At 65.8% G+C, this 23053-nt stretch carries 18 protein-coding genes; 12 read left to right on the top strand and 6 right to left on the bottom strand.

Features of this window, described 5'->3' with window-relative positions; genetic code table 11:
- Positions 1 to 39: 39 nt before the first annotated feature.
- Positions 40 to 1416: a glutamine synthetase family protein gene (locus tag H1D44_RS07910; RefSeq protein ID WP_181514297.1), complete on the bottom strand. Its 1377-nt coding sequence runs from the start codon at positions 1414 to 1416 to the stop codon at positions 40 to 42.
- A gap of 222 nt (positions 1417 to 1638) precedes the next feature.
- Between H1D44_RS07910 and H1D44_RS07905 the strand changes: the two genes are divergently transcribed.
- From H1D44_RS07905 to H1D44_RS07890, 4 genes are all read left to right on the top strand, one after another.
- On the top strand, positions 1639 to 2424 hold the full coding sequence (locus tag H1D44_RS07905; RefSeq protein ID WP_181514296.1) for a gamma-glutamyl-gamma-aminobutyrate hydrolase family protein: 786 nt from the start codon (positions 1639 to 1641) through the stop codon (positions 2422 to 2424).
- Positions 2421 to 3818 (top strand): aspartate aminotransferase family protein, encoded by a 1398-nt coding sequence (locus H1D44_RS07900; protein WP_181514295.1) that lies wholly within the window; start codon positions 2421 to 2423, stop codon positions 3816 to 3818. The genes H1D44_RS07905 and H1D44_RS07900 overlap by 4 nt, the downstream gene beginning before the upstream one ends.
- Positions 3815 to 5320: an aldehyde dehydrogenase gene (locus tag H1D44_RS07895; protein WP_238984442.1), complete on the top strand. Its 1506-nt coding sequence runs from the start codon at positions 3815 to 3817 to the stop codon at positions 5318 to 5320. The genes H1D44_RS07900 and H1D44_RS07895 overlap by 4 nt, the downstream gene beginning before the upstream one ends.
- Before the next feature lie 80 nt (positions 5321 to 5400).
- Positions 5401 to 6771, top strand: coding sequence for a DNA recombination protein RmuC (locus H1D44_RS07890; protein ID WP_238984441.1), 1371 nt, complete (start codon positions 5401 to 5403; stop codon positions 6769 to 6771).
- 27 nt (positions 6772 to 6798) lie between these two features.
- Here the strand turns inward: H1D44_RS07890 and H1D44_RS07885 are convergent, their stop codons facing one another.
- Entirely contained in the window at positions 6799 to 8493 is a 1695-nt protein-coding gene (locus tag H1D44_RS07885; RefSeq protein WP_181514294.1) for a methyl-accepting chemotaxis protein, read from the bottom strand.
- 260 nt (positions 8494 to 8753) lie between these two features.
- Here H1D44_RS07885 and H1D44_RS07880 point away from each other — a divergent pair, with 260 nt between their 5' ends.
- Positions 8754 to 8924 (top strand): DUF6435 family protein, encoded by a 171-nt coding sequence (locus tag H1D44_RS07880; protein WP_181514293.1) that lies wholly within the window; start codon positions 8754 to 8756, stop codon positions 8922 to 8924.
- Between the two features lies 1 nt (position 8925).
- Here H1D44_RS07880 and H1D44_RS07875 read toward each other — a convergent pair whose 3' ends face one another.
- From H1D44_RS07875 to gatC, 4 genes are all read right to left on the bottom strand, one after another.
- Positions 8926 to 9477, bottom strand: a complete 552-nt coding sequence (locus H1D44_RS07875; protein WP_181514292.1) for a cupin domain-containing protein — start codon at positions 9475 to 9477, stop codon at positions 8926 to 8928.
- Between the two features lie 62 nt (positions 9478 to 9539).
- Positions 9540 to 10994, bottom strand: a complete 1455-nt coding sequence (gene gatB / locus H1D44_RS07870) for an Asp-tRNA(Asn)/Glu-tRNA(Gln) amidotransferase subunit GatB (RefSeq protein WP_181514291.1) — start codon at positions 10992 to 10994, stop codon at positions 9540 to 9542.
- The gene (gene gatA, locus H1D44_RS07865) at positions 10994 to 12454 is read right to left on the bottom strand and encodes an Asp-tRNA(Asn)/Glu-tRNA(Gln) amidotransferase subunit GatA (RefSeq protein ID WP_181514290.1); all 1461 of its coding nucleotides are present in this window, start codon (positions 12452 to 12454) and stop codon (positions 10994 to 10996) included. Before gatA ends, gatB begins: the two co-directional genes overlap by 1 nt.
- A gap of 83 nt (positions 12455 to 12537) precedes the next feature.
- Positions 12538 to 12825: an Asp-tRNA(Asn)/Glu-tRNA(Gln) amidotransferase subunit GatC gene (gatC, locus tag H1D44_RS07860; protein ID WP_181514289.1), complete on the bottom strand. Its 288-nt coding sequence runs from the start codon at positions 12823 to 12825 to the stop codon at positions 12538 to 12540.
- A gap of 178 nt (positions 12826 to 13003) precedes the next feature.
- Here gatC and H1D44_RS07855 point away from each other — a divergent pair, with 178 nt between their 5' ends.
- The 7 genes from H1D44_RS07855 to tldD all read left to right on the top strand — a co-directional run bounded on the left by H1D44_RS07855 (position 13004) and on the right by tldD (position 22953).
- Entirely contained in the window at positions 13004 to 14041 is a 1038-nt protein-coding gene (locus H1D44_RS07855; RefSeq protein ID WP_104201758.1) for a rod shape-determining protein, read from the top strand.
- Positions 14042 to 14156: 115 nt separating this feature from the next.
- On the top strand, positions 14157 to 15047 hold the full coding sequence (gene mreC, locus H1D44_RS07850) for a rod shape-determining protein MreC (protein WP_422671658.1): 891 nt from the start codon (positions 14157 to 14159) through the stop codon (positions 15045 to 15047).
- Positions 15047 to 15538, top strand: coding sequence for a rod shape-determining protein MreD (gene mreD, locus H1D44_RS07845; protein ID WP_181514287.1), 492 nt, complete (start codon positions 15047 to 15049; stop codon positions 15536 to 15538). Before mreC ends, mreD begins: the two co-directional genes overlap by 1 nt.
- A gap of 12 nt (positions 15539 to 15550) precedes the next feature.
- Positions 15551 to 16147 carry a Maf family protein gene (locus H1D44_RS07840; protein WP_181514286.1) on the top strand — a complete coding sequence of 199 codons (597 nt, stop codon included), beginning with the start codon at positions 15551 to 15553 and terminating at the stop codon, positions 16145 to 16147.
- Positions 16148 to 16200: 53 nt separating this feature from the next.
- Positions 16201 to 17664: a ribonuclease G gene (gene rng, locus H1D44_RS07835; protein ID WP_181514285.1), complete on the top strand. Its 1464-nt coding sequence runs from the start codon at positions 16201 to 16203 to the stop codon at positions 17662 to 17664.
- A gap of 7 nt (positions 17665 to 17671) precedes the next feature.
- Positions 17672 to 21502 carry a YhdP family phospholipid transporter gene (locus tag H1D44_RS07830; RefSeq protein WP_181514284.1) on the top strand — a complete coding sequence of 1277 codons (3831 nt, stop codon included), beginning with the start codon at positions 17672 to 17674 and terminating at the stop codon, positions 21500 to 21502.
- Positions 21499 to 22953 carry a metalloprotease TldD gene (gene tldD / locus H1D44_RS07825; protein WP_181514283.1) on the top strand — a complete coding sequence of 485 codons (1455 nt, stop codon included), beginning with the start codon at positions 21499 to 21501 and terminating at the stop codon, positions 22951 to 22953. The genes H1D44_RS07830 and tldD overlap by 4 nt, the downstream gene beginning before the upstream one ends.
- Positions 22954 to 23053: the final 100 nt, after the last annotated feature.

Here is a 23053-nt window from a genome sequence, read left to right as displayed (position 1 = left end):
TATGGCGGCTTGCCGCCTGTCCCGGTCAGGCCGGCTGCGTCAAACGTGGCGTAGGTACCAGTCGTACTCCAGCCGGCTCACCGTCTGCATGGCCAGTTCGCGCTCGGCCCGACGATTGGCCAGGAAGACATGGATGAAATTGCTGCCCAGGGCAGCCTTGAGTGGTTCGCTCGCCTCGAGCAGGTCGAGGGCCTGCTGCCAGCTGTTGGTCAGGGTGGGCTCGAACTGCTCGTAGGCGTTGCCTTCCACCGGTGCGGGCGGCTCCAGCTGACGGTCGATACCGTAGTCGATGCCGGCCAGCAGTACGGCGAGCAGCAGGTAGGGGTTGACGTCGGCACCGGCGACGCGATGCTCGATGCGCCTTGCCGCGTTGTCACCCGAGGGGATGCGCAGGGCCACCGAGCGGTTGTCGAAGCCCCAGGTGGGGGTCATGGGCACGTAGAGGCCGGGCTGGAAGCGGCGGAACGAATTGAGGTTGGGGGCACAGATCGCCATGCTGGCCGGCATCAGCTCGAGCAGCCCCGCGATGGCCCGGTGCAGGGTCTCGCTGCCCAGTGGGTCAGCATTTTCGGCGGCGAAGACATTGCGTCCACCGTCGTCCAGCAGGCTCAGGTGCACGTGGGTGCCGTTGCCGGCCTCGAGGCCGTAGGGCTTGGCCATGAAGGTGGCCTCGAAGCCGTGATTGAGCGCCACGCCCTTGATCAGGCGCTTGAGTAGCACGGCACTGTCGCAGGCCTTGAGCACATCGTTGCAGTGGCTGAGCGTGATCTCGAACTGGCCCGGCGCGCACTCCTTCAGCGTCGTGTCCAGCGGCAGCCCCTGGCATTCGGCGGCCCGGTGCACGTCGTCGAGAAAGTCGGCGTACTCGTCGAGTTCCCCGATGGAGTAGAGCTGGCTCTGGGTGGCGCGCTCGCCGTTGCGGGGCGAGCACGGCGGCTGGATCAGCCCCTCCGGGGTGCGCTCGCGGTCCAGCAGGTAGAACTCCATCTCCACGGCGGCTACGGGGGTGAGGCCGCGTTCGCGTAAGCGCTCCAGCTGGCGCCTCAGCACCTGGCGCGGATCGGCGAAGAAGGGCGTTTCGTCGGGTTCCACCATGGTCATCAGCAGCTGCGCCTGACGACCGCCGCGCAGCCATGGTGACGGCATCAGGCTGCCCGCCAGGGGCCGGCAGACCCGGTCGCTGTCGCCGATGGCAAGGCCCAGGCCGGTGGCTTCGATGGTATGGCCGTTGATGTCCAGGGCGAAGACCGAGGCTGGCAGGTTGACGCCGGACTGGCAGACCTGGGCCAGCTTGCCGCATGGAATGCGCTTGCCCCGCATTACCCCGTTGAGGTCGCTGATCAACAGATCGATGCTGTCGATGTGGGGGTGGCGAGCAAGAAACTCCTCGGCGTGATCGGCGCTGAGCGACGGCATGGTGGCCTCTTTGATGTCGTGTCTAAGCGTTGGCTGCGTCTATCTTTCGATGCGCCGCCGCTGTTGTCAAATCCTTTACGAAACTGGCGCGTCTGAATCCAGAGAAATCGCGAAATTTCCTGATGATTTGTGAGTTTTTTGCGTTTGGCTGGATTTTTTTCTCGCTTTGATGGAAAGTTTAATCAACATTTCATCGCCGTTGTTTCATTCGAGGAGGCCGATATGCCGAGCCGTCCGCTGGTAGGTGTCATCGCCTGCCGTCGAGAAGTGGAAGGGCATCCCGCCCACGTAGTGACCGACAAGTACCTCAGCGCGCTTCGCGCCTACGGCCTGGCCCCGGTGGTGCTTCCCGTATGGCAGGATGCCGTCGACGGCGACCTGCTCGCCCACCTGGATGGCCTGCTGCTCACCGGCAGCTACTCCAACGTCGAGCCCGCACGCTATGGCGCCGAGCGGGCGCCGGAGAACACCCTCGACGACCTGCACCGCGACGCCGCTGCCCTGGCCTGGATACCTGCCGCCGTCGCCCGTGGCCTGCCGCTGCTGGGCATCTGTCGCGGCTTCCAGGAGATCAACGTGGCCTATGGCGGCACCCTCCACCAGGCGGTGCAGAACGTGCCCGGCCTGGCCGACCACCGCGAGCCGCAAGCCGACTACGCCACTCGCTATGCGCCGGCCCACGACATCGAGATCGTGCCCGGCGGCCGCCTGGCTGCGCTGTATCCCGAGCCGCAAGCGCGGGTCAATTCGCTGCACCAGCAGGGCATCGAACGGCTGGGCGAAGGGCTTGCCGTGGAGGCGCGTGCGCCGGACGGCTTGATCGAGGCGGTGTCGGTGGCCGGGGCGCCGGGGTACGCCCTGGCCGTGCAGTGGCATCCCGAATGGCAGCCGCGGGAACACCCTGTTTATGACGCCCTGTTCAACGGCTTCGCCGACGCCTGTCACGAGCACTGCGCGAGACGCGGGGCGCCGACCGAGGCGCTGGCTGCCGGCGAGGAGATATCATGAGCACCGAAGCGTATCGTCGGCTCGACCGTGACCACCACCTGCACCCCTTCACCGACTTCAAGGCCCTGGGGGAGGAGGGCAGCCGTATCGTCACCCACGCCGAGGGGGTCTACATCCATGACAGCGAGGGCAACCGCATCCTCGACGCCATGGCCGGGCTGTGGTGCGTCAACCTGGGTTACGGCCGCGAGGAACTGGTCGAGGCCGCCACCGTACAGCTGCGGGAACTGCCTTACTACAACAACTTCTTCAAGAGCACCCACCCGCCGGCGGTCAAGCTGGCCGAGGCGCTGTGCCGGCTGGCGCCGGCGCACATGAACCGGGTGTTCTTCACCGGCTCGGGCTCCGAGGCCAACGACACGGTGCTGCGCATGGTGCGTCGCTACTGGGCGCTCGAGGGCAAGCCCGACAAGCAGTGGGTGATCGCGCGGGAGAATGCCTACCACGGTTCTACCGTTGCCGGCCTGAGCCTTGGCGGCATGGCGCCGATGCATGCCCAGGGCGGCCCTCTGGTACCCAAGATCGCCCATGTGCGCCAGCCCTATTGGTTTGACGAAGGGCGCGATACCAGCCCGGAAGCGTTCGGCCGCGAATGCGCCGCGGCCCTGGAGGCGAAGATTCTGGAGCTCGGCGAGGAGAACGTTGCCGCCTTCATCGCCGAGCCGGTGCAGGGGGCGGGCGGTGCCATCATCCCACCGCAAAGCTACTGGCCGGCCGTCAAGGAGGTGCTGGCCAGGTACGATATCCTGCTGGTGATGGACGAGGTGATCTGTGGCTTCGGCCGCCTGGGGGAGTGGTTCGGCAGCCTTCACTACGATCTGAAGCCCGACTTGATGCCCATCGCCAAGGGGTTATCTTCCGGCTACCTGCCCATCGGCGGCGTGCTGGTGGGCGACCGCGTCGCCGACACCCTGATCGAGCGCGGCGGCGAGTTCTTCCACGGCTTCACCTATTCGGGGCACCCGGCCTGTGCCGCCGTGGCGCTGAAGAATCTCGAGCTGATGCAGGCCGAGGGCATCGTAGAGCGGGTGCGTGACGACATCGGGCCCTATCTCGCCGAGCGCTGGGCCACCCTGGCCGATCACTCCCTGGTGGGCGAGGTGCGCTCGCTGGGGCTGATCGGGGCGCTGGAGCTGATCGACCCAGACACCGGCGAGCGCTTCGACAAGGGGCTCGCTGTCGGCACCTTGTGCCGCGACATCTGCTTCGATCTTGGCCTGGTGATGCGCTCGGTGGGTGATACGATGATCATTTCGCCGCCGCTGGTGATCTCCCGCGCCGAGATCGACGAGCTGGTCCGCCTGGCCGGCGCCGCGCTGGACGAGACCGCCCGGCGGCTGGGTAAAGGAAAATGCGCCGCCCAAGCACCCATCACTGAGGAGACCCCATCGTGAGCCGTACGTCATTCCCCCGCACCCTGGCCGACTGGCAGGCCCGGGCCGCCGAGCTCGCCGTCGAATCACGGGCCTTCATCGACGACAGCTTCGTCGCGGCCGCAAGCGGTGACACCTTCGTCTCGATCAATCCCGCCACCGGCGAGACCCTGGCCCAGGTGGCCAGCTGCGACGAGCCCGATGCCGAACGCGCCGTGGCGGTGGCGCGCCGGGCCTTCGCCGACGGCGCCTGGTCGCGTATGGCGCCGGGCAAGCGCAAAAAGACCCTGCTGCGCCTGGCCGATCTGATGGAGGCCAACAAGCACGAACTGGCGCTGATCGATACCCTCGACATGGGCAAGCCCATCTCGAGCTCGCTGGGCGACATGGCCGGCGCCATCGCCTGCCTCCGCTACCAGGCGGAGTGCATCGACAAGCTCTACGGCGAGGTAGCCCCCACCGGCGAGGATTCCCTGGCCCTGGTGCTGCGCGAGCCCATCGGCGTGGTGGCGGCCATCGTGCCGTGGAACTTCCCGCTCATGATGACCGCCTGGAAGATCGCCCCGGCGCTGGCCGCCGGCAACAGCGTGATCCTCAAGCCCTCGGAGAAGTCGCCGCTGTCGGCGCTGCGCCTGGCCCAACTGGCCCAGGAGGCGGGCATCCCGCGCGGGGTGTTTCAGGTGCTGCCGGGCTTCGGCCACACCGTGGGCAAGGCCCTGGCACTCTCCATGGAGGTCGACTGCCTGGCCTTCACCGGCTCCACCGCGGTGGGCAAGCAGCTGATGCAGTACGCCGGGCAGTCCAACCTCAAGCGGGTCTACCTGGAGTGCGGTGGCAAGTCGCCCAATCTCGTCTTCGCCGACTGCAAGAACCTCGATCAGGTGGCCAGCTACGCCGCCGCGGCGATCTTCCACAATCAGGGCGAGGTGTGCATCGCCGGCTCCCGGCTGCTGGTGGAGAACACGATTCGCGACGACTTCGTCGAGCGGGTATTGAAAGCCGCCGAGAACATGCAGCCGGGTGATCCGCTGGACCCGCAGAGCTTCATGGGCGCCATCGTCGACGAGACCCAGCACCGGCGCATCCTCGACTACATCCGCCAGGGCGTGGAAGAGGGCGCGCGGCTGCGCAGCGGCGGCAAGGCCATCGACGGCCCGGGGCTGTTCATCCCGCCCACGGTGTTCGACGGCGTTACGGCGCAGATGACCATCGGCCGCGAAGAGATCTTCGGCCCGGTGCTGGCGGTGTTCGGCTTCGACACCGAAGAGGAGGCCATCGCTATGGCTAATGACACGCCCTACGGCTTGGCGGCGGGGCTATGGAGCCAGGACATCGACCGCATCATGCGCGTGACGCGTCGCCTGCAGTCGGGTCAGGTATTCGTCAACAACTGGGCCGGGGGCGACCAGACCATGCCGTTCGGCGGGGTCAAGCAGTCGGGCAACGGCCGCGACAAGTCGCACCACAGCCTGGAGGAGTACTCCGAACTGAAGAGTGTGTGGATGTCGCTGCAGTCAAGCTGAAGCTTGCCGAATGGCGAAGGGGGTGAGCGGGCGGTCGTGGCAGGTATACTGGCGCCACGACCGCCTGCTGGAGACACCCTGTGCCCGACCTTGCCACCATGCTGGCCGCGCTTCCCCTTGGTTACGCCATGGCGCTCACGGCGCTGCTGGCCTTTTTGTTCGCCTTCCTCCTGGCCGGCTGGCTCACTGCACGACGGCAGCGCAGCGAGGCGGCGCGGTACGAATCCCTTTACCATGACTTGCGAAAGCGGCTCGCCGAGCGTGAGCAGCAGCTCGATGACGCAAAGCACAGACTTGGCGAGGTGCAGGTGAGCGAGGCGCGTCTGGCCACCACCCTGGAGCAGAAACAGCAGCACTTCGAGGCCCAGTTGGCGCTGTTGCGCGACAGCCGCGACCAGCTGCGCCAGGAGTTCGAGAACCTGGCCAACGAGATCCTCGAGCGCAAGGGACGTGCCTTCTCCGAGCTTTCCCAGCAGCGTATCAGTGGCCTGCTGCAGCCGATCCAGGCCGAGATGAAGGGCTTTCGTGAGAAGGTCGAGACGATTCACCGCCACGATACCGAGCAGCGCGCCGGGCTGCGCGCCGAACTGCGCCACCTGCAGGCGCTCAACCGCGAGATCACCGATCAGGCCGAGCGCCTGACCCAGGCGTTGCAGGGGCAGAAGAAGGTGCAGGGCAACTGGGGCGAGCTGATGCTGGAGAACGTGTTGGAGGGCTCCGGCCTGCGCCCCGACAAGGATTACCAGCGCGAGGTGAGCTTCGCCACGGCGGAGGGCCGCCGGCGTCCCGATGCGGTGGTCTACCTGCCCCAAGGCCGCCACCTGGTGATCGACGCCAAGACCTCGCTTGCCGCCTATGTTCGCTACGTCAACGCCGAGGACGAGGTGGAGAGAGGGCAGGCCCTGGCGGCTCATGCCGCGGCGGTGGGCGAGCGTATCGCCGAGCTGGCCGACAAGCACTACTACGACCTGCCGGGCCTCAACTCGCCGGATGTGGTGATCATGTTCATTCCGGTGGAGTCGGCTTACGTGGAAGCGCTCAAGCACGACGAGACCCTTTATCAGCGGGCCATCGAGCACAACGTGCTGGTGGCCACTCCCACCACGCTGCTGACCAGCCTCAACGTGGTACGCCAGCTGTGGCGCTTTGAGGACCAGAGCCGCCACAGCGCCGAGCTGGCCAATCGCGCCGAGCGCTTCTACAACAAACTGCGGCTGTTTCTCGAGAGCATGCAGGAGGTGCAGACAAAGCTCGACGGCGCCCGCGACAGCTACGATCGTGCCATGGGGCAACTGGTCAACGGACGCGGCAACCTGATCAAGCAGGCTGCAGAATTCCAGGAACTGGGGGTGGCGGTGAAAAAGGAGCTGCCCGCCGAACTGGTCGAGCGGGCCGGGCTGGAGCTCGAGCGCCCCCGCCAGGCGCTGCCGGACGGGGGCGGTCGGGGCTAAAGAGAAGACTGTCGGCTAACGGGTTCCCTAGAAGTTGGCCCACTCAGGCTGGCGCTGCTCGGCGGCGAGCTGCAGCTGACGCATGATGGGCCTGGTGGCGGGAGCTGGGTCGACCTGTGTCATACCGTCTCCGGAGTGAGTCCCGGCAGGCAGTTGGAAGGCCGCCATGGCGCTCATCAGCTGACGGGCATGTTGGCGCAGATTGTTGGCCGCCGTGGCGCTCTCTGACACCAGGGTGGCATTTTGCTGGGTGACCCTGTCCATCTCCGCCACGGCCGTGCCGGCTTCCTGCACGCCGGCGCTCTGCTCGACGCTGGCCTGACTGATCTCCCGCATCAGCTGGCTGACCCGGGCAATGGCCTCGACGATCTGCTCGGTAGCCTGACGGGCTTCGGCTGCCCGGGCGTTACCGCTCTTCACGCGCTCCACGTTGCCGGTGATCAGTTCGTTGATCTCGCTGGCGGCATCGGCGCTCTTCTGCGCCAGCTTGCGCACTTCGGCGGCAACCACGGCGAAGCCGCGGCCATGCTCCCCGGCTCGCGCGGCTTCCACCGAGGCATTGAGGGCCAGGATGTTGGTCTGGAAGGCGATGTCGTCAATGGTGGAAATGATCGAGGCGATCTCGCTCGAGCTGGTATCTAGCTCGTTCATGGTAGCTGCCATCTGCTCCACCGCCGTGCCACCCTGGCGTGCCGTCTCGGTAGCGTTCTCGGCCTCGCGGCTGGCCTGGCCGGCATTCTCGGTGTTGTGCACCACGGTGCCGTTGAGCTCTTCCATGGCCGAGGCGGTCTGGGTCAGGGCACTGGCCTGCTGTTGGGTACGTGAGGCCAGGTCGGTATTGCCCTCGGCGATCTGCTCGCTGTTGCTGGCTACCGCTTCGGCGGCGCCGCGAACCTGGGCCACGATCTCCTGCAGCTGACGTGCCATGCCGACCTGAGCCGCCATGATGCTGTGGCGGTCGTTCTCTTTCAGGCGCCCGGCTGTGGCCAGTTCGCCTCGACCGATCGCTTCGGCAAACGCCTTGACTTCGTAGGGCTCGGCGCCCAGTTCGCGAAGCAGCTGGCGGGAGAGCAGGTAGGCAATGGTAGCACCTACTACCAAGGCGGCAAGGCACAGGGCCAGCATCAGTAGCTGGAAGCCGGCGGCAGTGTCGCGGGCCAGCGCCGTACTGGCTGCACTCTCGGCTTCCTGGTGATCGATGAAGTCATTGATGCGGTCGAGCCAGGCGAAAAAGGCCGGGCCGGCCTCGCTCAGAAGCACCTCTCGGGCAGCTGTGACATCTCCTTGACCGCGACGCTCCATCACTTGGCTGGCCAGGTGCTGTGTGGTATCGGCCTGGTGCTCGATGGCCGCTAGAAGTTCGCGTTCACGGGAGGAGGCGCTGAGCTGAATGGCGGTCGTCATGCCGCTGGCAGCGCGCTGGTAGTCGTCGGCCAGCATATCGTAGTCGCGTTCCAGGGCGGCAAGTGCGGCGGGCGATTCGGCCAGGGTCATGTCGCGTAGCAGTATCGCGCGATCGTGTACGCTGCCGCGCCAGTCGATGGCGTGGCGCTGCTTGGCACCATTGACGTCATTGATGGTGGTGAGGCTGCGATCGATGCGGTTCACCTGCACGATGCCGATGGCGGTGAGCAGGATGATCAGGGCGAGCACGGCGGAAAAACCGGCGAGCAGGCGGGAGCGAATGCCGAGTCGAGCCAGGCTTGGCGTAAGTGCCTTCATCTTCTGGTTCCTTGTCATGGCGAATGGTCGCTCGGCAGTGGCGTGCCGAATCTTCAGGCACTTTAAAAGCGATACAAAAACTGTACAACTGAAATTAATCCGTTCCATGAATGAAAAAAATCGTGCATGCTGGCTGCAGCCACACTACGGTTTCGTTCTTTAAGGGCACTGATGTACATGGTTTTTGTGTCATGGTATCGAGGGGGAGTACGGGCCGGTGGCGTTAAATTTCTGTACAGGATGAAAGGAGGAGGTGGCTCATGTGGGGAATCTTTCGGCGTGATCCAGCCGCAAGACTGCAGAAAGCCTATGAGCGAAAACTGGAGGAGGCGATGCTGGCCTCCCGCAATGGCGACATGCGCGCCAACGCCTCGCTCACCGAGGAGGCCGAGGCGCTGCGCGCAGAGATCGAGCGTCTGAAAGGAGGCTAGTTCAGAATGCCCCTGCCGGCGTGCAGCAGCTCACCAGGCGGCAGGGCTCACTGCCGGGATTGCGAAAGCGGTGAGGTACGTTGGTGTCGAAGTAGTAGGCCTCGCCGGGACCGAGCAGGCGTGTTTCGGCACCGATGGTGATCTCGATCTCGCCTTCGAGCACCACCCCGGCTTCCTCGCCCTGGTGGGCGATCATCTCGCGGCCGGTGTCGGCCCCGGGGGGATAGGTCTCGATCATGAAGGCCAGTGCCCGGCTGGCACGGTTGGCGCCGACCAACTTGTAAACCACTTCGCCGCTGCCCACATCGGCCAGCTCGTCGGCGCTGTAGAAGACCTGGTCGCGGCTCTCCATGTCCAGGGTGAAGAAGTCGCCGACGCTGATGGGGATGGCATCGAGGATCTTCTTCAGCGAGCTGACCGAGGGGCTCACCTTGCCCTGCTCGATCAGCGACAGGCTGGAGTGGGTGACGCCACAGCGCTTGGCCAGTTCGCGCTGGGAGATGCCCCGCAGGGTGCGCAGGGCGCGCAGGCGTGTGCCGACATCGTCCGCCATCCTCGGCTCCTTGTGTCGGGTGGGGAAAGGCGCCGCCACCCTGGGAGGCGGCGCCCGGCGGATCAGCAGAGTGCGTCGAGCTTCTGCTTCAGCAGCTGGTTGACCTGCTGGGGGTTGGCGGTGCCCCGCGAGGCCTTCATCACCTGGCCGACGAAGTAGCCGATCATCTTGCCGCGCTTGTCCGGCTCGGCGTCGCGATACTGCGCCACCTGGGCCGGGCTGTCGGCGATCACCTGGTCGATCATCGCCTCGATGGCGCCGGTGTCGGTGACTTGCTTGAGACCCTGCGCCTCGATGACGTCGTCGGCACTCGTCCCCTGGCCGTTCCACAGCGCCTGGAAGACCTGCTTGGCGGCCTTGCCATTGATGGTGTCGTCCATCACGCGCGTGATCAGTTCGCCCAACTGGCGGGCGGAGACCGGGCTGGCCGTGATAGTGAGGCCCTCTCGATTGAGCGCGCCGGCAAGCTCCCCTTGGACCCAGTTGGCGGCCTGCTTGGCGTCGCCGCAGACGTCCTTTACTTCATCGAAGAAGTCGGCCATCTCGCGGGTGGCGGAGAGTACGCTGGCATCGTAGGCGGAGAGCCCCAGTTCGTTCTCGAAGCGGGCGCGTTTCTCGGCGGGCAGCTCCGGCAGGTTGTCGCGCAGATGGTCGATGTAGGCCTGGTCGAGTACCACCGGCAGCAGGTCGGGGCAGGGGAAGTAGCGGTAGTCGTTGGCCTCTTCCTTGGTGCGCATGCTGCGTGTCTCGTCGCGCTCGGGGTCGTACAGGCGCGTCTCCTGAACCACCGTACCGCCATCCTCGATCAGCTCGACCTGGCGTTCCACCTCGAAGGCGATGGCACGCTCGACGAAGCGGAAGGAGTTGACGTTCTTGATCTCGGCGCGGGTACCGAAGGTCTCCTGGCCCTTGGGGCGCACCGAGACGTTGACATCGCAGCGCATCGAGCCCTCGGCCATGTTGCCGTCGGAAATGCCGAGGTAGGTGACGATCGAGTGGATCGCCTTGAGATAGGCGGCGGCCTCCTTGGCGCTGCGCATGTCAGGCTCGGAGACGATCTCCAGCAGCGGCGTGCCGGCGCGGTTGAGGTCGATACCGGTCATGCCGTGGAAGTCCTCGTGCAGTGACTTGCCGGCATCCTCCTCGAGGTGGGCATGATGCACGCGAACCCGCTTGGTCGTGCCGTCTTCCAGGGCGATCTCGACCTCGCCCACACCGACGATGGGCTGGTACATCTGGCTGGTCTGGTAGCCCTTGGGCAGGTCGGGGTAGAAGTAGTTCTTGCGATCGAACACCGAGACCTCGGGGATCTCGGCATGGATTGCCAGGCCGAACTTGACCGCCATGGCCACCGCCTGCTCGTTGAGTACCGGCAGCACACCCGGCAGGCCGAGGTCGACGGCGCAGGCCTGGGTGTTGGGCTCGGCGCCGAAGGAGGTGGATGCACCGGAGAAGATCTTCGAACGAGTGGCGAGCTGGACGTGGACTTCCAGACCGATCACGGTTTCCCATTGCATCAGGCGTTCTCCTCGGCAAGAGCGGGGCGTTGACGGTGCCAGTCGGTGGCCTGCTGGAACTGATGGGCGACGTTGAGCAGTCTCGCCTCGGTGAAATGGCTGCCCAGGATCTGCAGCCCGATGGGGCGGCTGCCGGCAAGGCCGGCCGGTACGCTCATCCCGGGAATGCCTGCCAGGTTGATGGCAATCGTGTAGATGTCCTGCAGGTACATCGACACCGGATCCTTGTTGGCGCCGAGATCGAAGGCCGGGGTGGGCGAGGCCGGCCCCATCAGCACGTCGACCTCCTCGAAGGCGTCGAGGAAGTCCTGGCGAATCAGGCGGCGGACCTGCTGTGCCTTCTTGTAGTAGGCGTCGAAGAAGCCCTCGGAGAGGGTATGGGTGCCGATCAGGATGCGACGCTTCACCTCGTCGCCGAAGCCCTCGGCGCGACTGCGCTTGTACATGTCGATCAGGTCGACCGGGTTGTCGCAGCGATGGCCGAAGCGCACGCCGTCGTAGCGTGACAGGTTAGACGAGGCCTCGGCCGGGGCAATGACGTAGTAGGCCGGGATCGCGTAGTGAGTGTGGGGCAGGCTCACCTCGCGCACGCTGGCGCCGAGCGACTCGTAGACCTTGATCGCCTCGCGAACCGCGGCTTCCACTTCGGGGTCAAGGCCATCGCCGAAGTACTCGCTGGGCAGGCCGATCTTGAGGCCGGAAAGGGCGGTGCCGAGTTCCTCGGTGTAGTCCGGCACGCCGCGCTGCACGCAGGTGGAGTCGCGTAGGTCGTGGCCGGCCATGACGTTGAGCAGCAGGGCGCAATCCTCGGCGCTGCGCGCCATGGGACCGGCCTGGTCGAGGCTCGAGGCGTAGGCGATCATGCCGTAGCGCGAGACTCGGCCATAGGTGGGCTTGAGTCCGGTGATGCCGCAGAAGGCGGCGGGCTGGCGTATCGAGCCGCCGGTGTCGGTGCCGATGGCGGCCGGCACCAGGCCGGCCGCCACCGCGGCGGCACTGCCACCGGAGGAGCCGCCCGGCACGGCGGCGAGATCCCAGGGGTTCTTCACCGGGCCATAGTGGCTGTTCTCGTTGGACGAGCCCATGGCGAACTCGTCCATGTTGGTCTTGCCCAGGCTGACGCTGCCGGCCTCGGCGAGCTTCTCCACGACGGTGGCATCGTAGGGCGCGATGAAGGTGTCGAGCATCCTCGAGCCGGCGGTGGTCTTGACATCGCGGGTGCAGAAGATGTCCTTCAGCGCCAGCGGCAGGCCGGTAAGTGGGCCGGCCTGGCCGGCTGCGCGTGCCTTGTCGGCGGCATCGGCAGCGCTCAGGGCCTGGTCGTGGGTGACGGTGATGAAGCTGTTCAGCTTGCCGTTGAGGCGGTCGATGCGGCCAAGCAGGTGCTGGGTCAGTTCGCGGCTGGAGAACTCGCCGGCGTCGAGCGAACGGGTCAGTTCGGCAAGGGTCTTGTCATGCATGCGGCATGGCTCCATGAAAGCGTGCCGTGGTTGAGAAGGCGGATCCTGCGAAAACGGGGGCCTGTGGAGTGGCCTGTCGAGACTCACTCGACGACCCGGGGCACCAGGTAGAGACCGTCTTCGACTGCCGGAGCACAGCGCTGGAAGGTATTGCGCTGATCGCTCTCGGTGATCTCGTCGGCACGCAGGCGTTGGGTGACGTCGAGCGGATGGGCCAGCGGTGCGACCCCTTCGGTGTCGAGTGCCTGAAGCTGATCGACCATTTCCAGGATGCGACCAAGGTCGTCCGCGTAGCGGGCGGCCTCGCCTTCGTCCAGGCCGAGCCGGGCCAGGTGGGCGGCCCGCTGCACGTCTGCGTGTTCAAGCGCCATGAGCTGATTGTCCTCGCACGGATGGAGTGTTATGAACAGCAGGAAAAGGTACCATATTCGAGCCGTGACGGGCACTCTTCCTCTCATCGCGGCAGCACCATGTCGCTTGCTGCACGGGGGCGGCGATGATACCGTTTGCCTCCGCACTGCTCCCGGTCTGCACTAGGTAACGACGTCCATGTTCAAACGTTTGAGGGGGCTGTTCTCCAGCGATCTTTCCATCGATCTGGGTACGGCCAATACACTGATTTACGTCCGCGGTCGCGGCATCGTGCTCGACGAGCCTTCGGTAGTCGCCATCCGCCAGTCCGGTAATATGCGCAGCGTGGCCGCAGTGGGTGCCGATGCCAAGCGCATGCTGGGTCGAACGCCGGGCAACATTACCGCCATCCGCCCGATGAAGGATGGCGTGATTGCCGACTTCACCGTTACCGAGCAGATGCTGCAGCACTTCATCCGCAAGGTTCATCAGAGCACCTTCCTGACGCCGAGCCCGCGGGTACTGGTCTGCGTACCCTGCATGTCGACCCAGGTCGAGCGCCGGGCGATCAAGGAGTCTGCCGAGGGGGCCGGTGCCCGTGAGGTGTTCCTGATCGAGGAGCCGATGGCCGCCGCGATCGGTGCCGGCTTGCCCGTCGACGACGCCCAGGGCTCCATGGTGGTGGATATCGGCGGCGGCACGACCGAGATCGCCATCATTTCGCTGAACGGCGTGGTCTACTCCGAGTCGATTCGTGTCGGCGGCGACCGCTTCGACGAGGCGATCTCCGCCTATGTGCGTCGCCACTACGGCAGCCTGATCGGCGAGGCCACCGCGGAGCGTATCAAGGAAGAGATCGGCTGTGCCTACCCCGGCGGCGAACTGCGCGAGATCGACGTGCGCGGTCGCAACCTGGCCGAAGGGATTCCGCGCAGCTTCACGCTCAACTCCCATGAGATCCTCGACGCGCTGCAGGAGACGCTCTCCTCCATCGTCGCCGCGGTCAAGAGCGCTCTGGAGCAGTCTCCCCCTGAGCTCGCTTCGGATATCGCCGAGCGTGGACTGGTGCTGACCGGTGGTGGCGCCTTGCTGCGCGACCTGGACAAGCTGATCGCCGAGGAAACGGGCCTGCCGGTCATCGTGGCCGAGGATCCGCTGACCTGCGTGGCGCGAGGTGGGGGCAAGGCCCTGGAGATGATCGACCGACATACCTTCGAGCTGCTCTCGAGCGATTGAGATGCGCTGAAGCGCCTGACCAGTGCGAAGCGTCGTATGAACAGGCGTGGCCGGCTGATGCGCTGCGCCAGGTGCGGGGGGGACGTCTATTAAACCGCTGTTCTCGCACGGTACTGTGCCCGGCTACCGCATGCTGCTGTGTGCGGTGGTCGCTTCGGCGCTGATGTTCGCCGATCATCGCTTTACCCGCATGGAAGAAGTGCGTGCGCAACTCACTACCGTCGTGGCGCCGATTCAGTGGCTGGTTGCGGTGCCCAGCGACGTACTGACCTGGGGCTCGCTGGCGCTGTCCGACCAGCGTGCGCTGGTGGAGGAGAATCGCCGCCTGCGCGAACAGGTCCTGCACCTGTCGCACAGGGTGCAGCACATGTCGAGCCTGACGGCAGAGAACGTGCGCCTGCGTGAACTGCTGGGTGCCGCCGCCCGCCTCGAAGCCGACTACATCACTGCCGAACTGCTCTCCCTTGATGCCGACCCCTTCACCCATCAGATGGTGATCGACCGTGGACGGCGCAACGGGGTCTTCGTCGGTCAACCGGTGCTCGATGCCTCGGGCCTGGTGGGGCAGGTAACGGCCGTATCGGCCTACTCCAGCCGGGTATTGATGGTGGCCGATGCCAGCCATGCGCTGCCGATCCAGGTCAATCGCAACGGGTTGCGCTTCGTGCTTCAGGGCAGCGGTGACTACAATGCGCTGCGGGTAATGCATGTGCCGGACACCGCCGACATTCGCGAGGGAGACCTTCTGGTCACCTCGGGCATGGCGGGGCGCTTCCCCCCAGGCTATCCGGTAGCCAGGGTGACTGAAGTGGTGCACGATCCAGGGCAGCCATTTGCTCGTGTCACTGCAGAGCCGGTAGCGCGCCTGCAGCGCTCGCGTCACTTCCTGCTGGTTTTCCCGCCCGAGCCCGCACCGGTGCCTGATGATGAAATATGGGATCAGGAACTGCCGGACCAGTTGGGTGCCGACACGCCGGTGGCAACTGCAACGGAGGAGCCTGACTGATGCCGAGCGGACCCCGGACGGCGCTGCCCTGGATCTGGCTTACCCTGCTGTTGGCGTTGTGCCTGCAGGTCATGCCGCTGGCAGAGGGCTGGCAGATATGGCGGCCTGACTGGCTTGGCCTGATGCTCATCTACTGGTGCATGGCAGCCCCCGACCGAGTGGGGGTCCTTCATGGCTTCGTGCTGGGCGTCCTTCTCGATCTCATCGAAGGCGCTCCGCTGGGGCAGAATGCCCTGGCCCTCTCGCTGCTCGCCTTTCTCTCGGCGCTGGTCTATCCGCGCTTTCGTGCTTACTCCCTGGTCCAGCAGTCGCTGCTGGTCCTGGTGCTGCTGGGACTGGTGCAGCTGCTGGAGCAGTGGCTGCGGACCCTGTTCGGCCCTTTCTCGATGCATCTCGCCTTCCTGCTTCCCTCGCTGATAGGGGCGGCTCTCTGGCCATGGTTGGTGACGATGTTCCAGGCCTTCGAGCGTCGGCTGGTGAGCCATGACTGAAGGAACGACCGCATGAGCGAGCGCCCACCTGCTGCCGTGCTGTGCCTGGCTTCGGCCTCACCGCGGCGGCGCGAGCTGCTGGCCAGTATCGATGTGACGGTGGAGGTCAGGCCGGTCGATATCGACGAGACCCCCAGGCACGAGGAGTCGCCCGGCGATTACGTTTTGCGCCTGGCTCGTGAAAAGGCCACTGCGGGTGGGCGGCTTTCGATACTACCCACGCTGGGCTCGGATACCGCCGTGGTGTGTGACGGTCGCATCCTCGGCAAGCCCGCCGGTCGAGACGAGGCTGCCGACATGCTGCGCCTGCTGTCGGGGCGCGCACACGAGGTGCTCACTGCAGTGGCCGTAACCGGGCCGGAGGGTCTGCTCGACGCCTGCGTGACGACGCGTGTCTTCATGCGTGACATCAGCGCCGCCGAGATGGCAGCCTACTGGGCCACGGGCGAGCCGGCCGACAAGGCAGGGGGCTACGCCATTCAGGGGCTTGCCGCGATCTTCGTCGAACGCATCGAGGGCAGCCACTCGGCGGTGGTCGGGCTGCCTCTGTTCGAAACGGCTCAACTGCTGGTGCGACAAGGCGTACCGCTATGGAATGGTGCTTTCTAGCCGCATCCCTATGTCATAATGCGGCAAAGACTGAACTGGACAAGGACTTCCGCATGAGCGGTGAAGTACTAATCAACCTGACGCCGATGGAAACCCGGGTCGCGGTAGTGGAAAACGGCGTGCTGCAGGAGGCGCTGATCGAGCGCACTCGCCGACGCGGTATCGTCGGCAACATCTACAAGGGACGCGTGGTACGGGTGCTTCCCGGCATGCAGGCGGCCTTCGTCGATATCGGGCTGGATCGCGCGGCTTTCATCCATGCGCACGAGGTCATGCCGCCGGGTACGCCGCCCGATGAGCAGGCGTCGATCGGCCAACTGCTTCACGAGGGCCAGGCCCTGGTCGTCCAGGTCACCAAGGACCCCATCGGCTCCAAGGGGGCACGCCTGACCACCCACCTGTCGGTGCCGTCCCGCTACCTCGTCTACATGCCTGACTCCCCCCACCATGGCGTGTCCCAGCGAATCGAGGACGAGCGAGAGCGCGACCGCCTGCGCGACCTGCTGGCGCTCTGTGAAAGCGAGCAGGAGATCGAGGTCACCGGCGGGTTCATCGTCCGTACCGCGGCCGAGAACGTGGGCAAGGAAGAGCTCTTCGCCGACATGCACTTCCTGCTGCGGCTGTGGCGCAAGGTCAATGAGCGCAAGGTGACCGCTCCGGCGCCCAGCGTCATCTACGACGACTTGCCCCTGTTCATTCGCACGCTGCGCGACCTGATGCGCGACGACATCGAGAAGGTGCGCATCGACTCCCGGGAGAACTTCGTCAAGCTGCTGGAGTTCGCCGAGGAGTTCATGCCCGATTCCTCGGCACGCATCGAATACTACCCGGGTGAGCGGCCCATCTTCGACCTCTACAGCGTCGAAGACGAAATCCAGAAGGCGCTGGGCCGCAAGGTGCAGCTCAAGTCCGGTGGCTACCTGGTGATCGACCCGACCGAAGCGATGACCACCATCGACGTCAATACCGGCGGCTACGTAGGGCACCGCAACCTCGAGGAGACCATCTTCAAGACCAATCTCGAGGCCGCCAATGCCATCGCCCGTCAGCTGCGCTTGCGCAACCTGGGCGGCATCATCATCATCGATTTCATCGACATGGAGGATCCGGAGCATCAGCGTCAGGTGCTGCGGGTGCTCGAGAAGGCGCTGGAGCGCGACCACGCCAAGACCAAGTGCACCGGCGTCACCGAACTTGGACTTGTCCAACTGACCCGCAAGCGCACCCGCGAGAGCCTGGAGCAGACCCTGTGCGAACCCTGCTCCACCTGTGGCGGTCGCGGTACGTTGAAGACTGCCGAGACGGTTTGCTACGAGATCTTTCGTGAAATCCTGCGTGAAGAGCGTGCCTACAACGCCGAAACTTACATGGTCCTGGCCTCCCAGCCGGTGGTGGATCGCCTGCTCGATGAAGAGTCTGCGGCGGTCGCCGACCTGGAAGCATTCATCTGCAAGACCATCCGCTTCCAGGTCGAGAGCCACTACTCTCAGGAGCAGTACGATATCGTGCTGATGTGAGCAGCTGATGCATCCGTTTCGTCAGGTGGCCCGCTGGACGCTCACCTTGCTGGCCGTGCTGCTGGCGCTGGTAGCCGTGCTGCTGCTGACGCTGCGGGTCGCCCTGTCCCAGGTCGACCAGCTGGCACCACGCGTGGAGCGCCTGCTCGAAGCGCGTTCCGGCGCAGCGGTGGAGCTGCAGGCGCTTGGGGCGAGGCTGGCACGTCTCGACCCGGTCATGGAGGGCGGCGGCCTCTCGGTCACCACTCATCCGGGGGAAACCGGCCTGCCTCTCCTTGAGGTCGAGCATGCCCGTCTGCGGCTGGATACTGCCGCCAGCCTGCGTGCCGGCCTACCCGTGGTCAAGGATGCCCGGCTCAGCGGCCTGACGCTGCACCTCTACCAGGACGAGCAGGGCGGCTGGCACTGGCCGGACCCGGCAAGGATTCCTCCGGAGCTCTTCGAAGGCGATTTCGACCTCGAGCAGCTTGATTACTGGGTGGGGCTGTTGCTGCGCCAGCGCGCCTGGGTGGAGGACGTGCGCCTCGTACTGCATGGCCGCGAACGACGCGTCGAACTTCAGGCGCCGCGGCTGCTGCTCACCGGCGACGAGCGCCACGCCCACCTCGAGGGCGAGATTCATCTCGAGGGGCAGGAGGAGGCGTCCCTGCAGGCCGTGCTGGAGGTCTTTCCGGGTCCCACCGGTTTCCACGAGTTCAGCGCCGCACTCCAGGCCAGCATGAAGCTCGACACGCTCATCGACCTTGTCGAGGTCTTCACCCCCGATGATCCCTTGCGCCTCGAGGACGCCAGTGGCGAGGCCACCCTGTGGGGACGTTGGCACCGAGGTGCGCTGGCCGATGCCCGGATAGACCTTGATATCCCGCGGCTGGCGCTGCGCCGTGACGATGATCCCATCGTCCTGGAGCCGGTGAGGGCGCGTGGCCAGTGGCTGCGTAACGACGAAGGCTGGGAAGCGTGGTTGCAGGGCGATGCCTCGGCCGCCGACTGGGCGGAGCCACACGAGCTCGAGCGCGAAGAGAAGCCGGCGCTCCCGCATTTCTGGCATGTTCGCCACGACGACAGTGGCTGGTGGCTGAATACCAGCCAGTTCGAGCTTGCCTCGCTTGCCGCCTGGCAGGAGCGTGTGCTGCTCCCCGAGGGCCTGGTGCGCACCATCGATGCGCTCGGGCCGCGTGGCCTTGTTTCCGGCCTGGGCGTGGGCCGGCGCAACGGCCAGTGGCTGGCCCAGGCCGCTCTGCATCAGGTCGAGGTGGAGCCCTGGGGCGAAGTGCCCGGCGGTGGTCCGCTCGATGCCTGGGTCGAGGCACGCGACCTTACCGGCAGGGTCGAATTCATCGGCGTCGGCGAGCCCGCTTTCAAAGTCCCTCAGCTCTACGCGGCCCCGATGGGGCTCTCCCATGCCAGCGGCGAGGTGCGTTGGGTCTACGAGGGGCCCCGCACCTTCGTCAGCGGCCGCAATCTCATGGCCGGCTGGCAGGGGGCTGAAGTCGAGGGCGGGTTCGGACTCTCGCTCGGCGGTGGTGTGCACGGCGGGCTTGGGCTCGATCTTCGCTTCCGCGACGTCGATGTCCTGGAGCGACCGCTGGCCGACTGGCTACCGGCCGATGTGCTGGGTGAGGAGCTCGATGCATGGCTCGCGGCAGGGGTGGCCGGGCGAGTGCCTGCAGGTGAGCTGCGCCTGCATCTGCCATTGCTTCGTGGCGGCAGCGGCGTCGAGCCGAGGCTGCAGCTCGACCTGGCGATCGAGGACGGGCGCCTGCCGTTCGATCCGCAATGGCCTGTGATCGAGGCGCTGGAAGGGCGGCTGACTGCAGGGATCGGTAGCCTGACCGCCGAGGTGTACCAGGCGGAGAGCCTGGGCGTGCAAGGTACCAACGGACGGATATCCATCGAGGACGATGTACTGCGCGTTTCGGGGGACCTGGCTGCCGACGGTGATGCCCTGCGACGCTATCTGCGTGCCATTCCGGTCGACGGCATGGAGCAGGTCGATGACTGGCGTGGCGAAGGTCGCGCCGACGGCCGTATTGATCTGGCCCTGCCGCTCGGCGAAACGGATGCGTTCCAGCTTGATCTCGAGACCCGGGTCGCCATGGAGCGACTCGAATATCTCCCGCTCGAAGTGCCGTTCAGCGATGTGAGAGGACCTCTGGCCTGGCGACAGCGTAATGATGAAGGTGGGCTCGAGGGGCGGCTGGAAGGGCGCCTGTTCGGGGGGCCGGTCAATGCCGCACTCGACACCTTGGAAGGCTACGTCGAACTTGACGGCAGTGCCGAAGTGGCCAACGTGCTGCAACGTTTCGAAGTGGCGGAGCTGGGGGCCCTGGTTGCGGGGCGCCTGCCTTGGCGTGGTCGCTTCTCGCTGGGCGAGACAAGCACGACCTTCCGCTTCGACAGCAACCTGCAGGGGCTGGCCATTGACCTGCCGGAGCCATTGGGCAAGGCCGCGGACGAGTCGCGTCCGCTCTGGATTCAGGCCGATCTCGACGCGCGGCGTGTTGAGGCGGAGCTGGGTGGCGACGTTCGCCTGCGCTGGCGTGATTTGCCTTGGTCGGAGATGGGGGAGGGGCAGTTCTGGCTTGGCCGGCTGCCTGACGCCCCAAGTTGGACTGAACAGGAAGGCTGGACGGGAACCCTCTACCACTCGCGGCTCGATCCGGTGCAGTGGGGCGAGGCATTGGCGCCCTTGCTCGACGGCAACGGGGAAGCCGCGGGTAACGGCCCTTCGCCGCTGCGTCGGCTACGTGTGGAGACCGCTTGTCTGGTGCTGCGCGATGACTGTGTCGGGGTCATGACTGCGGAGGCGCAGCCCCACACTGGTGGAGGATGGCGCATCGGGTTCGATGGCGACCTGCTCGAGGGGCAGCTCGACTTTCGTCCCTCGCTTGCCGATTCCCTGGATATCGCGCTCGGGCGCTTGACGCTGGATGGTCTGTTCCCCGCCCAGGAGGAGGGTGGCGGCAACCTGCTCCAGGAACTCGACGTTCCACCCGATCCAACCCCGTTGCCTGACTGGGTGGCAGAGTTGCCCGATGGCCGCTTTCGCATCGCCGAAATCCTCTATCAAGGCCGTCAAATCGGACCGTCGACCGCCCACTGGAGAAGTGGACCGGATCGGCTCGAGATCGCACCGCTGGGGCTGACTCTGGGCCAGATCACAGCGCGTGGCGAGATCGTCTGGGAATCGGCCGGGCCGGGCGACAGCCTGACTCGCTCACGTATCGACCTCGATGGGCGTGACCTGGGCACCGCCCTGGAGCGGCTCGGACAACCCGTCTCCATCCGCAGCAACGAGACCCGTGTACGCACTCAGCTGGCGTGGCCGGGCCCGCCCTGGCAGTTTGCCCTGGCGCGTTCGCGTGGCAGCATCGAAGCGGAGCTCCGCGACGGCCGCTTCGTCCAACTGGAATCGCCCACGGCGCGGGTGGTGGGCCTGCTCAATGTCGACAACCTGGTGCGGCGGTTGCGCATGGACTTTTCCGACGTGACCGGGCAGGGCACGGCCTTCGATCATGTCTCCGGGGCTGCTACCCTGTACGCTGGCGTGCTCGAGACCCGTGGCCCGATCCTCATCGACGGACCGGCGACCTCGTTCACGCTCGACGGTACCGTCAATCTCTCACGCCAGGAACTGGATCAACGCCTGGGCGTCACAGTTCCTGTCAGCAGCAGTCTGCCGCTTGCGGCGGTGATTGCTGGAGCGCCCGCGGTCGGAGGCGCGCTGTTCATAGCCGACAGGCTCTTCGGTAGCGCCCTCAACCGGGTCACCCGCATTCACTATCGCGTGCGGGGTCCCTGGACCTCGCCCGACATCACACTGGAAACCGCCGAATGACGACATCTTCCCCAGCGTTGCTTGAAACTGCCGCCGAGATCCTCCTGCATCCAGGTGGGCTGGATATCGACTCCCTCGATACCGGCCTTGGCCATGTGCTCACGCCCGGCGTCGACTATGCCGACCTCTACTTCCAGAGGAGCTGGCACGAGAGCTGGGTGCTGGAAGATGGCAAGGTCAAGGAGGCCGGCTACAACATCGACGGCGGGATCGGTGTTCGTGCCATGGCGGGGGAGAAGACGGGCTTCGCCTATTCCAACCAGATTACCGGCGATGCCTTGGCGGAAACGGGGCGTACCGCTGCGGGCATCGTACGCAGTGGTGCCACCCTCCCGCTCGGCTCGCGGGTCGTGAGCCAGGGGGCTCGGCGCTACGCCTCGGTCGATCCCTTGGCGGGACTGACTGCGGAAGAGAAGATCGCCCTGCTGCAGCAGGCCGACCGGGTGGCACGTGCTGCAGATCCAGCGATCAGCCAGGTGAGTGCCTCCCTGACCGGGGTGCATGAGGTAGTGCTGGTGCGTGCCAGTGATGGCACCCTGGCTGCCGATATCCGGCCGCTGGTGCGTTTCAATGTCAGCGTCATTGCCGTCAAGAACGGTCGTCGTGAGCGCGGCAGTGCCGGCGGCGGCGGCCGCTATGCCATGTCGCGCCTGCGTGACGACAACGTCGCCGAGCGCTTTGCTAGGGAGGCGGTGCGCCAGGCCCTGGTGAATCTGGATGCGGTCGACGCGCCGGCCGGCCAGATGCCCGTGGTGCTCGGTCCGGGCTGGCCCGGCATTCTGCTGCACGAAGCCGTCGGGCATGGCCTGGAGGGGGACTTCAACCGCAAGGGCAGCTCGACCTTTGCCGGACGCATGGGGCAGCGCGTGGCCTCGCCCGGGGTCACGGTGGTCGACGATGCCACCCTCGAGGATCGGCGCGGTTCCATGACCGTGGACGACGAAGGTACGCCAGGCCAGTACACGCCGCTGATCGAGGACGGCATACTCACCGGCTACATGCAGGACAAGCTGAACGCCCGCCTGATGGGCATGCAGCCCACCGGCAACGCCCGGCGTGAATCGTTTGCCCACATGCCAATGCCGCGCATGACCAATACCTACATGCTGGCCGGTCAGGACGATCCGGCCGACATCATCGCCAGCGTCAGGCGCGGGATCTATGCTGTCAGCTTCGGCGGTGGCCAGGTGGATATCACCTCGGGCAAGTTCGTGTTCTCGGCAAGTGAAGCCTACCTGATCGAAGACGGTCGGATCACGGCGCCGGTCAAGGGGGCGACCCTGATCGGTAATGGACCGGAGGTGATGGGCCGGGTCTCGATGATCGGTCACGACCTCGAACTCGACACCGGAATCGGCGTGTGCGGCAAGGAGGGGCAGGGTGTGCCCGTCGGCGTCGGCCAGCCGACGCTGAAGCTCGATGAGCTGACGGTAGGTGGCACGGCATCCTGAGTGATCGTGGCTGCGCTCGTCGATACTGCGTTGGCGCTCGGCTCGCCATGCTCATCCGGGAGCCTGCACTCCGCTGCCTCACCGGGCGCCGCCTTGCCTG

Origin of the sequence: Billgrantia kenyensis, assembly GCF_013697085.1 — a bacterium.
GTDB classification, from domain to species: domain Bacteria; phylum Pseudomonadota; class Gammaproteobacteria; order Pseudomonadales; family Halomonadaceae; genus Halomonas; species Halomonas kenyensis.
Note: the sequence above shows the minus strand (reverse complement) of the source record. Positions and strands in the feature narration are given on the sequence as shown.

Bases quoted from the DNA above. Each gene is read 5' to 3' on its own strand.
- H1D44_RS07910 (WP_181514297.1), bottom strand. From the start codon at position 1,416: ATGCCGTCGCTCAGCGCCGATCACGCCGAGGAGTTTCTTGCTCGCCAC.
- H1D44_RS07905 (WP_181514296.1), top strand. From the start codon at position 1,639: ATGCCGAGCCGTCCGCTGGTAGGTGTCATCGCCTGCCGTCGAGAAGTG.
- H1D44_RS07900 (WP_181514295.1), top strand. From the start codon at position 2,421: ATGAGCACCGAAGCGTATCGTCGGCTCGACCGTGACCACCACCTGCAC.
- H1D44_RS07885 (WP_181514294.1), bottom strand. From the start codon at position 8,493: ATGAAGGCACTTACGCCAAGCCTGGCTCGACTCGGCATTCGCTCCCGC.
- H1D44_RS07880 (WP_181514293.1), top strand. From the start codon at position 8,754: ATGTGGGGAATCTTTCGGCGTGATCCAGCCGCAAGACTGCAGAAAGCC.
- H1D44_RS07875 (WP_181514292.1), bottom strand. From the start codon at position 9,477: ATGGCGGACGATGTCGGCACACGCCTGCGCGCCCTGCGCACCCTGCGG.
- gatB (WP_181514291.1), bottom strand. From the start codon at position 10,994: ATGCAATGGGAAACCGTGATCGGTCTGGAAGTCCACGTCCAGCTCGCC.
- gatA (WP_181514290.1), bottom strand. From the start codon at position 12,454: ATGCATGACAAGACCCTTGCCGAACTGACCCGTTCGCTCGACGCCGGC.
- gatC (WP_181514289.1), bottom strand. From the start codon at position 12,825: ATGGCGCTTGAACACGCAGACGTGCAGCGGGCCGCCCACCTGGCCCGG.
- H1D44_RS07855 (WP_104201758.1), top strand. From the start codon at position 13,004: ATGTTCAAACGTTTGAGGGGGCTGTTCTCCAGCGATCTTTCCATCGAT.
- mreD (WP_181514287.1), top strand. From the start codon at position 15,047: ATGCCGAGCGGACCCCGGACGGCGCTGCCCTGGATCTGGCTTACCCTG.
- H1D44_RS07840 (WP_181514286.1), top strand. From the start codon at position 15,551: ATGAGCGAGCGCCCACCTGCTGCCGTGCTGTGCCTGGCTTCGGCCTCA.
- rng (WP_181514285.1), top strand. From the start codon at position 16,201: ATGAGCGGTGAAGTACTAATCAACCTGACGCCGATGGAAACCCGGGTC.
- H1D44_RS07830 (WP_181514284.1), top strand. From the start codon at position 17,672: ATGCATCCGTTTCGTCAGGTGGCCCGCTGGACGCTCACCTTGCTGGCC.
- tldD (WP_181514283.1), top strand. From the start codon at position 21,499: ATGACGACATCTTCCCCAGCGTTGCTTGAAACTGCCGCCGAGATCCTC.